This window comes from Parasedimentitalea denitrificans (assembly GCF_011813015.1).
Classification (GTDB): domain Bacteria; phylum Pseudomonadota; class Alphaproteobacteria; order Rhodobacterales; family Rhodobacteraceae; genus Parasedimentitalea; species Parasedimentitalea denitrificans.
In genome coordinates, this window is sequence record NZ_QHLQ01000007.1 from 96,592 (window position 1) to 109,863 (window position 13,272).

General features: G+C 54.3%; 9 protein-coding genes. 7 read left to right on the plus strand and 2 right to left on the minus strand.

The features are described 5' to 3' along the window. Positions 1 to 46 precede the first annotated feature (46 nt). From DL239_RS09220 to DL239_RS09230, 3 genes are all read left to right on the plus strand, one after another. Entirely contained in the window at positions 47 to 2,221 is a 2,175-nt protein-coding gene (locus tag DL239_RS09220) for a methyl-accepting chemotaxis protein (protein ID WP_206188408.1), read from the plus strand. A 91-nt stretch (positions 2,222 to 2,312) separates the two neighbouring features. Next, positions 2,313 to 4,682, plus strand: a complete 2,370-nt coding sequence (locus tag DL239_RS09225) for a methyl-accepting chemotaxis protein (protein ID WP_167683716.1) — start codon at positions 2,313 to 2,315, stop codon at positions 4,680 to 4,682. A 226-nt stretch (positions 4,683 to 4,908) separates the two neighbouring features. Further along, positions 4,909 to 6,849 carry a methyl-accepting chemotaxis protein gene (locus DL239_RS09230; protein WP_167683717.1) on the plus strand — a complete coding sequence of 647 codons (1,941 nt, stop codon included), beginning with the start codon at positions 4,909 to 4,911 and terminating at the stop codon, positions 6,847 to 6,849. A gap of 74 nt (positions 6,850 to 6,923) precedes the next feature. On the opposite strand, the gene DL239_RS09235 is transcribed toward DL239_RS09230, so the two are convergent. Beyond that, on the minus strand, positions 6,924 to 8,567 hold the full coding sequence (locus tag DL239_RS09235; RefSeq protein WP_167683718.1) for a lysine--tRNA ligase: 1,644 nt from the start codon (positions 8,565 to 8,567) through the stop codon (positions 6,924 to 6,926). A 243-nt stretch (positions 8,568 to 8,810) separates the two neighbouring features. Here DL239_RS09235 and DL239_RS09240 point away from each other — a divergent pair, with 243 nt between their 5' ends. The 4 genes from DL239_RS09240 (at position 8,811) to DL239_RS09255 (ending at position 11,735) form a co-directional block, all read left to right on the plus strand. Beyond that, positions 8,811 to 10,115 (plus strand): TlpA family protein disulfide reductase, encoded by a 1,305-nt coding sequence (locus DL239_RS09240; RefSeq protein ID WP_167683719.1) that lies wholly within the window; start codon positions 8,811 to 8,813, stop codon positions 10,113 to 10,115. A gap of 133 nt (positions 10,116 to 10,248) precedes the next feature. Then, a complete protein-coding gene (locus tag DL239_RS09245; RefSeq protein ID WP_167683720.1) occupies positions 10,249 to 10,671 on the plus strand; it encodes a tellurite resistance TerB family protein in 423 nt (140 codons plus the stop codon). Between the two features lie 3 nt (positions 10,672 to 10,674). Further along, the gene (locus tag DL239_RS09250; RefSeq protein ID WP_167683721.1) at positions 10,675 to 11,070 is read left to right on the plus strand and encodes a GFA family protein; all 396 of its coding nucleotides are present in this window, start codon (positions 10,675 to 10,677) and stop codon (positions 11,068 to 11,070) included. Next, the gene (locus DL239_RS09255; RefSeq protein ID WP_167683722.1) at positions 11,070 to 11,735 is read left to right on the plus strand and encodes a pentapeptide repeat-containing protein; all 666 of its coding nucleotides are present in this window, start codon (positions 11,070 to 11,072) and stop codon (positions 11,733 to 11,735) included. Before DL239_RS09250 ends, DL239_RS09255 begins: the two co-directional genes overlap by 1 nt. Before the next feature lie 34 nt (positions 11,736 to 11,769). Here the strand turns inward: DL239_RS09255 and dacB are convergent, their stop codons facing one another. Then, on the minus strand, positions 11,770 to 13,254 hold the full coding sequence (gene dacB, locus DL239_RS09260; protein WP_167683723.1) for a D-alanyl-D-alanine carboxypeptidase/D-alanyl-D-alanine endopeptidase: 1,485 nt from the start codon (positions 13,252 to 13,254) through the stop codon (positions 11,770 to 11,772). Positions 13,255 to 13,272 lie beyond the last annotated feature (18 nt).

Below are 13,272 nucleotides of genomic sequence, written 5' to 3' on the forward strand. Positions count from 1 at the left end.
CATTCGCATAAGTTGAGTCGGTAGTTTGTTAAAAGGTTTGTAGGTCATGAAGAAATCAATACGGATGAAGACATCCCTCTATGTCATCATAGCAATTGCGACCCTTGGTATGCTCGGCTTGATCGCAGCAATGATCCAACTGTCGCACTATCAAAAGGACATAGCGCTAGAGGAAGCAGAGCTGAACGAATTGAGGCTTGAGGCTTCAACCCTCGAAGCAGTCTTGTTGGAAGCACGTCGATACGAAAAAGACTTCCTGCTGCGACATGATGAGAAATATGTGGCAAAGCACGCCGAAAGCATGAGCCATGCTTATACAATCCTTGAAAAGGTCAGCCACCACTTCGAATCTGTTGGCGATGCCCACGGTCAAGAAGACACAGCCCATGCGCAGGCTTTGCTCAACGAATATACCGAAACGTTCACGGCACTCGTAACGCTATCCAAGGAAATTGGACTAGACCAAAACTCCGGCCTGCGTGGACAACTGCGCGCAAGCGTTCGCGAGGTGGAAACCATGATGCAAGAGGTTGGAAAGCTAGAACTGATTGTCCAGGTTCTGGCCATGCGTCGACACGAGAAAGATTTCTTCCTGCGTAGTGATCTCAAATACGCTGGCCGCCTTAAAGAGTCGATTGATGCATTTCTTGCCACTTCAGACGCCCAATTTGAAAGCCCTGAGGTCGCCACAAAAGCCAAAGAACTGATTGCAACATATGGTGCAACTTTTGGAACGCTCGCCGACCTAAAGGGCCAAGAACTTCAAACTAGAAGCGCGCTGTCATCCATCTATTCCAAATTCCATCCGATCTATGTGGAATTAATGAATGATTACAGTGCTGAAATCGATGCGGTGTTTAGCCAGTCAGAGAAGTCAGTCAATTCAACAATCACAGCCACTGCGGCAATATCCGGTGTTGTCTTGCTCGCCTTTGCAACCTTTGGCGTATACATGGCGCGTGTCCTGTCCCAACGCCTAACCGCATGTTCAAATGCACTGACAGCAGTCGCAAACGGGAATATCACTGAAAACAACAATACCAGCAGTTTCATTGTTGAAGTCAACCAGCTGTGGGATGCGTTCTCGTTCATCTGTAAGTCTGTCACAGATCAGAAAAACATGCAGGCAGAAATAGATCAGGCTCGGATTGAGCAGGAAAAGGTTATCCTCTCACTCAATAAGGGTCTGAAACAACTTGCTGATGGCGATCTATCGCAGCCAATCGACGAAGCATTCCCCGAGGCGCACGAGCCGCTGCGCCAGAACTTTAACCACACCCAAAACAGCCTGAACATAATCGTCAATGATGTGGTCAATTCCGCCGAAAGCATTCGCGGTGGTGCAACGGAAATCAGCCGGGCGTCAGATGACTTGTCACAGCGCACCGAAAGCCAGGCAGCAACCCTAGAGCAGACAGCGGCGGCTCTGGAGCAAATGACAGCCAGCGTCAAATCCGCCTCCGATGGTGCACTCAGTGTGGAAAGCATTGTCAACGAGGCAAAGACCGAGGCCGAAGAAAGCGACGTCGTCGTGCAGCATGCAGTTTCGGCAATGACCGAGATCGAGGACTCTGCCCGCCACATCAGCCAGATTATCGGCGTGATTGACGACATTGCGTTCCAGACCAACTTGCTGGCCCTAAATGCAGGCGTCGAGGCCGCGAGAGCAGGCGAAGCTGGTCGTGGATTTGCCGTTGTCGCATCAGAGGTCCGGGCTCTGGCCCAACGCTCTTCGGATGCCGCGATGGAGATCAAGACGCTGATTGTCGACAGCTCTAAGCAAGTTGAACAGGGTGTTGATCTGGTTGGCAAGGCAGGCGAGGCGCTGAATAGCATCGTCAACCGTGTTAGCCATATCTCAGAGCTGGTGTCAGAAATGGCGGTAGGATCTGCTGAACAGTCCACCGGTCTGGGTGAGATCAACGTCGGTGTCACACAGCTGGACCAAGTAACTCAGCAGAACGCCGCCATGGTCGAAGAAGCCACCGCCGCCGGTCACCTGCTGATCGCAGATGCAAGCAAGCTGTCTGAACTGGTGTCACACTTCAATACCAACCCCCACTGCCGCCGCGAAGGCGACCGCGTATCGCCCCCCGAATCTCCTGGTTTAGGTGACACGCCACAGGCCCATGGCGGGGATTGGGATGACGTTGAGCCAGAGGGCCAACCTATGGCCATGGCCGCAAACGACGGCGCCGGTAAAATCTGGCAAGATTTCTAACCCACGAATGAAATACGAGCACTTTACCACCAGGCCACCTTTTGTTCGGCCATGTAACTAGTAACACTTGTTAAAAGAGAGATCCGCTATCATGACCAGCCTAATCTCGCTGTGGAACGGCCTCAAAATAAGTAAGAAACTACCGCTCTTGATTGCTCTACCGACGATCATGCTAACTATCGCATCAGGGCTCATATACGCTTGGCAATCCCATGCAGCTCTCCAAGAAAATCGCGAAACTGCCTTTTATACTCTGTTATCCGAACGTCGACATGCACTGAAGGATTGGCTGGGACGGGTGGAAACAGAAACCCGGGCCATTGCTGCCAGCAAGAGCATCAGAACAGCCCTAGGCGAATTTGACCAAGCGTGGCAGCAGCTGGGTGACACTCCCGGTGAACACCTGCGAAACGCCTATATTTTCGACAACCCAAATCCATTGGGTTCCAAGGATGAACTCGTAAAGGCCACAGACCAATCGCTTTGGTCAGACCTGCACCAAGAGTACCATCTGGGGTTTCAAACTTTCCAACGCGAGCTAGAGTATTATGACCTCTTCCTACTGAACCCTCAGGGCGACTTGGTCTATTCCGTTTTCAAAGAAGACGACTTCGCAACCAATTTCCAATCCGGCCAGTACAGCACCTCAGGGCTCGGAGAAGCCTTTCGAGCGGCAAGAACACTGCCTGAAGGCGAAGTCCATTTAACTTCGATGGATGCCTACGCTCCCAGCCACGGGGCACCTGCCATGTTCATTTCCACTCCGGTTTTTCGCAGCGGTGAATTACTCGGCGTATTTGTACTTCAGATCCCGATTGATCACATGACCGATATTCTGTCTCAGTCCAGTATTCTGGGCGAGACTGGGTTGGTCTACCTTGTACGTGAAGATGGTGTAGCGCTAACCGCATCCCCCCACTCTGGCGGCCACCAAATTCTTGACCCTTTGCCCACGTTACCACAGATCTCAGAATCCTTTCTCGAAGGGCACCATTCCCTATCCGGAGTTAAGGGCCTGTCGGACCAACTGGTAGAAGCTGAATCAATCCCCTTCACCTTCAAGGGAAGAACATGGGGGATCGTTCTAGAGATAGACAGCTCTGAGGCCTTGGCCACAGAAAATGAAATGCTCCGGTCATCCGTAATTCAGGTCGTGGTCGTGTCCTTGATCGTTGCTCTGTTGTCTTGGTTCGCGGCACGCGGCGTTGCCCGCCGCATTGCATCCCTTGCCCGTAGTGTCGAACACATTGCGCAAAAGGATTATGATGAACCTGTTGCCGGTTCAGAGGCAGGTGATGAATTTGGAACCATCGCTCGCACACTCGAGGGGTTCAAAACTGACCTGAAGGCCGCCTCGATTGCGCAAGAGCAAGTCGTAAAGCAGCAAGAACAACAGCGCGATGTTGTCGAGCAACTGAGTGGTGGTCTGCTAAACCTCGCCAACGGAGACTTCTCAAAACCACTAGACAAGCCGTTTCCTGCGGACAACGAACAGCTGCGTCAAGATTTCAATCGCACTCTGACCACACTTAGCTCAACCATTATGGACGTGATTGGCTCAGCTGACAGTATCCGCGGCGGCGCGACCGAAATTAGCCGCGCGGCAGATGATCTGTCACAGCGCACGGAAAGCCAGGCAGCCACGCTTGAGCAAACGGCGGCAGCGCTTGAGCAAATGACAGCCAGCGTTAAATCCGCGGCCGACGGGGCACACAGTGTAGAGAACATCGTCAACGAAGCCAAAACTGAAGCCGAAGAAAGCGACGTCGTCGTGCAGCATGCGGTTTCGGCAATGACCGAGATTGAGGAATCCGCTCGCCACATCAGCCAGATTATCGGCGTGATCGATGACATTGCGTTCCAAACCAACCTGCTGGCCCTGAATGCAGGCGTCGAGGCCGCCCGAGCAGGCGAAGCTGGTCGTGGGTTTGCTGTTGTCGCGTCAGAAGTCCGGGCTCTGGCCCAACGGTCCTCGGATGCAGCGATGGAGATCAAGACACTGATCATCGACAGTTCCAAGCAGGTTGAGCAGGGTGTTGATCTGGTCGGCAAAGCTGGCGAGGCGCTGAATAGCATCGTCAACCGTGTTGGCCATATCTCAGAGTTGGTGTCAGAGATGGCTGTAGGATCAGCTGAACAGTCCACCGGACTGGGTGAAATCAACGTCGGTGTCACCCAGCTGGATCAGGTCACCCAGCAAAACGCCGCCATGGTGGAAGAGGCAACTGCTGCCAGCCACTTGTTAACGACGGATGCGAGCAAGCTGTCCGAACTGGTAGCGGAATTTAGTATCAATCCGCACTGCCGCCGCGATGGCGATCGCATACCAACCCCCGAATCTCATAACCAAAGTGGTGCGCCACAGGCCCATGGCGGGGATTGGGATGACTGTAAATCAGAGGGCCAACCTCTGGCCATGGCCGCAAACGACGGCGCCGGTAAAATCTGGCAAGACTTCTAAGATACTGTAAAGCCAGTGCTACACTGTCCAGAACTAGGCCGGTGTAGCACCTTCAAAGCTTGGTCAGCATCCGGCAATTGCGACTTAAGCCCTGCGTAACCGATTTATGGTAGTTTCACGCTTACAAATGAGAATGTGAGCCCAAAAATATGCCCTCTCAGGAGCCTCAATATCCTGGCCCCTAAAATGGCGAAGGCATCGATTTGGACAAAATGGAGCGCCAGACATGCAGAAGATGATTCAATCGATCGCCTTTCGACTGACCATGCCAATCCCACTCTTTATCATACTTTGCCTTGGTCTCGCCTGGGCTACAGTCCCCCGAGTTTTGGAAAAGAACACAATTGACTTCGCCACCACCGCAGCGACAAATATCGTCAACCAAATCAAACTGATACGCGGATACTATACCAAAAACGTGATCAAGGACGTCAAGGCGTCGACTGATATTTCGCCGGGGATTGACCATAAAGACGACCCCAGTGTTATTCCCCTACCGGCAACATTTGTACATGATGTCAGCAGCTTATTGGTAGGTCAGGGTCTCAGCCTCTCGCTGTATAGTGCTTATCCGTTTCCAGGCCGAGCAGATCGCGAAATGGACAGCTTCATGAAAGAAGCCTGGGAATATCTGAGCGCCAATCCTGAGGGCACCTTCAAGCGTCGCGAAGTATCGAACGGAGAGACACATCTAAGGGTCGCAGTGGCGGATCGAATGGTCGCCGAGGGCTGCGTTTCCTGCCACAATGCACACCCTGACACCCCAAAATCCGATTGGCAGGTTGGCGATGTACGCGGGGTTCTTGAAGTACGAGAAAACATTCAGGCCCCACTGGTTGCGGCGAATACCTTGACCCGCAACATCCTGATTGGCGTCGCCCTCGCCGGGCTTGGCATAATGCTAGTCGTGTTGTTCACCACCCGAACCATCACCCGCCCGATCGCCAAGATTTGCGAAAACATGAACGCGGTAGCTGGGGGTGATTTGGATGAAGATGTCCCATCAGCAGACCGTGGCGACGAACTGGGCCAGATCGGCAAAACCCTCGTCAGCCTGAGAGATGATCTAAAACAGGCTCGCAGCGCCGAAGATGAACGCGCCGCACAGCAAGAGGAACAACAACAGGTGGTCGATAAACTTAGCCGTGGTTTGGACAATCTTGCAAAGGGTGATTTCTCAAACCCACTGGTTGACCCCTTCCCCGCCGATCACGAACAGCTGCGCAATGACTTTAACCGGACTCTGACAACGCTTAGCGATACTATTGTGGATGTCATCAATTCGGCAGAAAGTATCCGTGGTGGCGCGACCGAAATCAGCCGCGCATCGGATGATCTGGCACAGCGCACCGAAAGCCAGGCGGCAACCCTAGAGCAGACCGCAGCCGCGTTGGAAGAGATGACTGTAAGCGTCAAGTCCGCCGCTGACGGGGCGCACAGTGTAGAAACCATCGTAAACGAAGCCAAAGTTGAGGCCGAGGAAAGTGACGTTGTGGTGCAGCATGCGGTGTCGGCCATGACCGAGATCGAAAAGTCCGCCCACCACATCAGCCAGATCATCGGAGTGATTGACGACATTGCATTCCAGACCAACCTGTTGGCCCTGAACGCCGGGGTCGAAGCCGCCCGCGCTGGTGATGCCGGTCGTGGCTTTGCAGTTGTCGCATCAGAGGTGCGTGCCCTTGCCCAGCGTTCATCGGATGCCGCAATGGAGATCAAAAAGCTGATAAGCGACAGTTCCAAACAGGTTGAACAAGGCGTTGATCTTGTCGGCAAGGCCGGAGAGGCGCTGAACAGCATTGTAAGCCGCGTCGGCCATATCTCGCAACTGGTGTCCGAGATTGCGGTTGGGTCTACGGAACAATCAACCGGGCTGGGTGAAATCAACCTCGGCGTCACCCAACTAGATCAGGTAACCCAGCAAAACGCCGCCATGGTCGAGGAGGCCACCGCAGCCAGCCACTTGCTAGACGCTGACGCCAGAAAGCTGTCCGAAATGGTGTCACATTTCAATATTGAGTGTCACCGGGTCGACAACCGACCTGCCCCTGAACCGGTCGCCCCAACGGCGCATGGAATGGACTGGGAAGTCGAAGCTGAGGAACCGCCAGTTGCGAAGGCCGCTAATGGTGGTTCATCCCGAGATGACATCTGGGAGAGCTTTTAACGACACCTGACTGAAGTCTGCGGAGCCTAAACCCGGCTCCGCAGATTGTTATTATCGCTGCCTGATATCAGCAATCAGACCAGCTCACCTGCCAGCGCCTTGTCGATCAGCGCAATGGTGTCTTCGACACCATACAGCGCGATGAAACCACCAAAACGTGGCCCCTGCGTCGCACCTAGCAGCACTTCGTAGATAGCCGAGAACCAGGCCCGCAGCGGGTCAAATTCGTGGATCTTACCAATGGCGAACACCACCGACTGCAAGAAATCATCGCTACCAAAATCAACTTCTGGCAACGCATCATCCTTGCCGTCGATCTCATTCTTCTTTGCAATTGCTGCCAATGCCGCCTCAGGCGATTTTAGCGCCTCTGCGAGATCAGACAACGCCGCGCGCTCTTGATCTGTCGGCAGACGGTAGGTCTTGGCTGGCTTCACAAAATCATTGAAGTAAGCCACGGCAAAACCAGCCGCCTGATCCAAAGTCGGGTTGCTTTCCGGCGTCGCGTCTGGCGCGTACTTGTTGATAAAGCCCCACAGTGTTTCTTTGTCCTCGGCATTGGACACACTAGCGATGTTCAACAGCATCGCAAACGGCACCACCATATCTGACTGTGGCACGTCGCCACCGTGGATATGCCAAACCGGGTTGTTCAACTGTGCCTTGGTGTCCTGCCCGTGATAGGCCCGTAGCTGCTGGTGATATTCATCCACCGCCTTGGGGATCACATCAAAATGCATCCGCTTCGCCGTCTTTGGCTTTTGATACATAAAGTACGACAGGCTTTCCGAGCTAGCATAGGTCAGCCATTCATCAATCGAAATCCCGTTGCCGCTGGTTTTTGAGATCTTCTGGCCGTTGGCATCCAGGAACAGTTCATAGGTGAAATGGTCCGGTGCGCGGTGGCCGAGAATACGACAGATGCTGTCATAGATCGGCGTGTTGGTGCTGTGGTCCTTGCCGTACATCTCAAAATCAACGCCCAGCGCAGCCCAGCGGGCGCCAAAGTCCGGCTTCCACTGCAGCTTTACGTTGCCGCCAGTGACCGGCAGCGTCCATTCCTTGCCGTCCTCATCATCAAAGGTGATGGTGTGGGTTTCGGCGCAGACCTTTTTCATCGGCACATACAGAACCCGGCCAGTTTCCGGGTGGATCGGCAGAAAGATCGAATAGGTCTGGCGACGTTCTTCACGCAGTGACTTCAGCATGACGGCCATGACCTCGTCGTACTTTTCAACCGCGCGCTTCAGCACTTCGTCAAACTGGCCCGAACCATAGAAATCATTGGCCGAGATGAACTCATACTCGAAGCCAAAGGTATCCAGGAACCGGCGCAGCATGGCGTTGTTGTGATGGCCAAAGCTTTCATGCGTACCAAACGGATCTGGCACGGCGGTCAGCGGCTTTTGCATGTGCTCAACCAACGCGTCTGGGTTTGGCACGTTGCCTGGCACCTTGCGCATGCCGTCCAGATCGTCCGAAAAACAAACCAGCTTGGTCGGAATGTCCGAGATCACTTCGAAGGCACGTTTGATCATGGTGGTCCGGGCGACTTCACCAAAGGTGCCGATATGCGGCAGGCCAGACGGGCCATAACCGGTTTCAAACAGCACATATCCCTTCTCAGGCGCGCCCTTGGCATAACGTTTGAGCACCTTACGGGCTTCTTCAAACGGCCAGGCTTTGCTCTTCAGAGCAGTTTCGCGCAGTTCAGACATGTTGTTCTCCATCGGCGAGCCCGGATCGGGCCGCATCGCGTGCCCGCTGCCCCATGCAGCAGACTGGCACGGTCTATTGTGCTAGTGCAGCATGAGTCAATGTTCGCAATGCCGACAACCGCTTTCGCCGAGCAAAAATTAACCACTTCAGACTGATCTGCAAAATAACCTTGGATAATTTTACCAACCCTACGTAGTATTCAACTACAGACAGCAGCATATTTTTTCTGGAAAGACCTCAGATTGTCTCGCACTCTCACAGCTGAAAACTGGCCTTTACCACAAGTCACGAAATCCCGTTCGTCATGCCGCGAGATCGCAGCAGTGTTTGAAGGCAGCCCCGCGCAGGCCATCGGACTGATGCCCGGCTGGCTGATCCTGCAGATAGACGGCCAGGCACCCACCGATGATGCCTTATCGCGATCAAAGCAGAACGGTATCAATACCGTAACTGTCCAAGACCCTAGCACGAATGAGATCTGGTCCATTCCCGCCGGCCCCTGGCCGCATGGGATCAAAGTCATTCCCAGTGTCAACGACCAGCTGATTGCCGACATAAAATCGGGCTCGGTGAACTTGTACATGCTTCACGCAATCTGGAACCATGGCGACTGGGGGGAATTTGCCAAACTGAAGGATGCGTTCGAAATCTCGCTCCTTCCCCTTGTGCCGTCACTGTTTGGTCGATTCATGAATCCCGAACGTCGACAGGCGCAAATTTTCGCATCGAACGACTACAATAACCTGGTTCTTCTGGCCCTAAGTTATAAGGCGCTGGGAATGGACGGACTGGCCCGCAAGGCCATTGATACCGCCGAACAGCGCCGCGAAGAACAGGGCATTGACCGCATGCCAAGCCAGTATTTTGGCCTGATCTGGTTCATTGATACCTTGATGAAGCTGGGGATTGGCGCAACCGAAGAAGCCCTGGAAATGTCCGAAACCGCCGTTGCGGGGTATCCAGAGCTAAACGGGCTGCGACGCCTTTACGCCTCGATCGCAAACCGAGAGGGCTTGATCCTTTGGTCGCCCCTTTTGAGCAAACCATTCCCTTGCAACTATCGCCTACCCCAGCATGATCCGTTTGGCACTTGGCCCGATGGCCCACCGGTTTCATTGCCCGAAACGCTGAGCGACCTGCAGGACGACCAGTTCCTGTTGGTGTACTGCCTTGGGGAATATCGCACCAATGGCCCTTTCCGTCAGGAGTTGGAAAATCTGATTGCTCTGTACCAACTGGCCCCGGACAAGATCGCCGATGTGCATATCATCACAGGCTACAACAAGGCCCCGGAAGACAGCCATTGGTACGACAAAAACCAGATTGAAGATCAGCTGAAAGCAGCAGGTGTTCCATGTCGTGTGCTGGTTGACGACACCGATTCCGTCATCACGCAGCTAAACGTCAATGCCTTTCCTTCCCTGTACATTCTAAACCGCGACGGCATCGTCCTGACAGTCGAAGGTCTGGCCGAGGAAGACGGATACTGGCAGGCCATTGGCCGAAATCAGGATTCGGCGTTCTTTCAAACTGATCCTGCTTCCTGATCCAGCAGAACAGCCAAACTAGCGTCATGGCTGATTGACGCCGATAAATAGCAGGCAACTGTTGTACCCACACCGCCGCCTCCCTATCCTATTGGTAACACACTGCTCTGCAACCCAGTTCAAAGGATGCCACATGACCGAGTCCTCTCCCCATCCGCTTACTCCGCAGGATTGCCTCGTTGCGATCATGGTGGCGGTGTCGGCATCGGACGAAAACATCCGCACCTCGGAATTGATGGAGATCCAGAATGCCGTGAACATGCTGCCGGTGTTTGCAGACTATGACATCGACCGGATCAAGCGGATGTCGCAAACCGTGCTGGACCTGTTTGAACAAGAAGACGGTCTGGACGCGCTGTTCGGCCTAATTCGCGATAACCTGCCCGAGCGCCTGTGTGAAACCGCCTATGCGCTGGCCTGCGACGTGGCAGCATCAGACGGACGCCTGAACGAAACCGAGTTAGAGTTCTTAGCCGAGATCCGCTACGAGCTGAACATCGACCGCCTACACGCCGCCGCAATCGAACGCGGTGCCCGCGCGCGGCATGTGATCTAAGACATGACCACCGGCGGCACCCAGATTTGGCAGGGTGCCTGCCACTGCCGCCGCACCCGATTTTCGGTGAAGGCAGACATCGATCACACCCGCATCTGTGACTGTTCTATTTGCCACCAGCGCGGTGCATTGATCTTCCGTGTCGAAGAAGAGCAGTTTACCCTGCATACCCCTCTGTCCGATTTGACCTTGTACGAATGGGGCACCGGAACGGCCAAAGATTACTTTTGCAAGACCTGTGGCATCCTGCCCTTCCGCCGCCCCCGCGCAGTATCAGAGGAAGAGCTAAGCGCTGGAAACGCCGCCTTTAACGGCTGGGCCATCAACCTGCGCTGTATCGAAGGATTGGACATCTCAGACCTACCCATCCAAAAAATTAGTGGCCGACTACTCAAATGATGCAAGAACAACTGCGGTTTACGCGGAGTGATTTTGAACACCACCTGTCCCAGGGGCAGAATACCTTTCAGCGTATCGACATAATCAACGCAGATCTTTCAGGTCTGGATTTCACCGAATGCTCGTTTGACGGATGCACCTTCCGGGACAGCATTATGAAAAGCATGACCTGCGAAGGAGCGAAATTTAGGGCCTGTCGCGCTCTGCACGCCGATTTCAGTTTCGGCGACTTTTCCGAAGCCAGTTTTGACAACTGCAACCTGTCGCTCTCTAATTGGAGAGGCACGTATTTGTCAGGCGCACGTTTTACAGATTGCAAACTGACGGGCGGAAACTTCGATGAAGCAAGGTCACTCGGTGTGCAGTTTCACAGGTCCATCCTGTCCAATGCATTCCTTAGAAAAATGAACTTTCGTAAGTGTGAGTTGGAAGAAATTGACTTCTCAGGCGCAGATCTGGCCGACTGCGATTTTCGCGAGGCCCTATTGTATCGATGCCGTTTGAATGACGCGCATTTATCTACAACCCGTTTTGGCAAGGCAGACCTAAGAACAGCCGATCTTGGCGAGCTTAGTTTCTCCAGCGCTTCGAGCTTCAAAGGAGCAATCATCTCAAAAGAGCAAGCCACCGAACTGCTTCGAGGGCTTGGCCTGACCGTGTTGTAGATTGCACAGATTATATGCCCCCGACCGAACACCCTCAGCTGCCGTAGACGGATCCCCATCGCTCAATCAGCTTTTGCTGCATCTTCTTGGCCTTGCGGTTCCAGCTGCGGGCCCCTTGTGGTCTTTCACGGTCGGCGCGTTTGATGCGTGATCGCGCACCCTGATCGGCAGCAAATATAGCAAAGGCCAGTTCGGTCCCATCAGCGGCAGTCATGAAACCACCCAGACCAGACACAAAATTGAGCGTACCGGTTTTGGCGTTCACCTTGATCGGATGGTTCTTGTTCACCTTGCCACCGGCATCGCGCAGCAGGAATGGCTTTAGCAGTGGTTTAAGCTGCCCCACCTTGCGCGCAGCAATCAGTGCTCCAACCAGATCGTTGGGCGTCATTCGCGACGCTTCGCCCAGACCTGAATGATCCACCAGTCGGGTGCTGGACATGCCATATTTCGCAGCCGCCCATCGGTTCATCGCGTCCGCCGATGCCTTCAGCGAACCGGGGCGACGCCCACCCGCTGCTGTGGCAGACATGCCGATCATCTCGGCCATCAGGTTATTTGAATACTTCAACATCCCGCGCAGCATCACCGACAGGGTCGCACTGCTGTGTTGCGCCAGTACTTTGCCCTGCGGCAGAGAGTTTACAACTTTCGGCTTTGACAACACGATCCCATGTGAACGCGCCATAGTGCGGAAAACATCACCAGCATATTCAGTTGGACGTCGCACCGGCAACCAGCGCGACCCGCCCTTGCCCAACGCGGCATTGGCCACAGTCCACTGATCTGCACCACCCCTGTCGGCATAGGTGTAAACCGGTGCCTTCCGCTTTGCGACTTTCATGCGAGCAACAGACACTTCGGGGCGGTATTTCTCGGTGCGGGCATCCATACTGACAGACCAGCTCTGTCCTGCCCGCTTCCATTCAAAATGCACCCGGTTATAGTTCAGGGCCAGCCCTGAAATTGCAGGGCTATAGCCCACGTGGTCAGGCTGATCAGCGTCAATGGTGCGCACATAGGGCAATGCCCCGTCCCACAGTTTGAACCCGCCCTTTACCTCGCGCACTCCGGCGGTTTTCAGCGTTTTAGCCAGTTGCGCCAGATGATCGGTGTTCAATGTCGGATCGCCACCGCCAACCAGGATCAAATCCCCTTTTAGGACGCCACCGATAATACTGCCTGTGGCGATAACACGGGTCTGAAATCGATGATCAGCCCCTAGCGTATCCAGCGCGTATAGCGCGGTTAGGGCCTTGGCAACACTGGCCGGCGGCAGCCCAGCCGTGCCGTTCTCCGCCTCAAGCCGCAGGCCCGATTCCACGTCTGCAACAGCACAGGCCACCTCTCCCGGCAACCCCGCCCCCCGCAGAATGCTCTTCAGCCCATCAGCAGTGCTAATCCTAATGCCCTCACGTCGGGCTTGGGGCCGCAATGACGTGACCGGAGCATTCGCCCAAGCACCACCTGTCCCAATGAGGGCAGATCCAGAAAGCAGAAAAAATCGTCGAGTAACCATAGTACGCATAGTGTAATA